Below are 255 nucleotides of genomic sequence, written 5' to 3'. Positions count from 1 at the left end.
TGCTGATGACGCTGTCGTTCTGGTAAATCGCGTTATTGCTGCCCTGATTTAACCGGGTGACGCGGTGTTCCAGCGTGGCGACGTAGCGGGTCTCATCGGCGGAGGTGCCGCACTGGCGGAACTGGGTAATGACGCCGGGGATAATGCGTGGTTTAACCGGCTCCCACGGCTTACCGTCGGGGTACATCAGGAGCAGGGCGGAATAGTTGATGATGTGCTGAGCGGGAATGTCTTTCACCGAGCTGGTAAACGCAA

Annotated in this window: 1 protein-coding gene; it reads right to left on the bottom strand. The window is 58.0% G+C overall.

Translation table 11 applies throughout. The features are described from left to right. On the bottom strand, positions 1-255 hold a 255-nt coding region (locus ACOZIO_RS25145), incomplete at both ends, for a contractile injection system protein, VgrG/Pvc8 family (protein WP_421595884.1).

Source organism: Rahnella sp. PD4 (assembly GCF_049199325.1).
Classification (GTDB): Bacteria; Pseudomonadota; Gammaproteobacteria; order Enterobacterales; family Enterobacteriaceae; genus Rahnella; species Rahnella perminowiae.
The sequence above is the reverse complement of the archived record's forward strand: the minus strand, read 5'-3'. Positions and strand labels throughout refer to the sequence as shown.